The organism is Aliivibrio logei, from assembly GCF_001691055.1.
Taxonomy (GTDB): Bacteria; Pseudomonadota; Gammaproteobacteria; order Enterobacterales; family Vibrionaceae; genus Aliivibrio; species Aliivibrio salmonicida.
This window is the reverse complement of sequence record NZ_MAJU01000071.1, coordinates 1-250: the sequence shown is the minus strand read 5'-3', so window position 1 is coordinate 250 and position 250 is coordinate 1. Positions and strand designations below refer to the sequence as shown.

Here is a 250-nt window from a genome sequence, read left to right as displayed (position 1 = left end):
ACCGTGACGGTAGCGGCTATCACTGAAGATGACGTGATTAACGCGGCAGAAAGCGGACAAACTATTGCGGTCACCGGTACGGCGACAGGTGGCGACATCAGTGAAAATGATGTGGTAACCATGACGATTAATGGTACCGATTACCAAACCACGGTTGATGCGAATGGCAACTGGAGTGTCAACGTGGCGGGCGCGGATCTTGCGGCCGACACCGAGTTTGAAGTAAGCGTGGCGTCAACGGACGCGGCGG

General features: G+C 55.6%; 1 protein-coding gene. It reads left to right on the top strand.

Annotation, left to right across the window (positions count from 1 at the left end):
• Nucleotides 1-250, top strand: a 250-nt coding sequence (locus tag A6E04_RS20855) for an Ig-like domain-containing protein (protein WP_139078925.1), incomplete at both ends; no start/stop codon positions are given.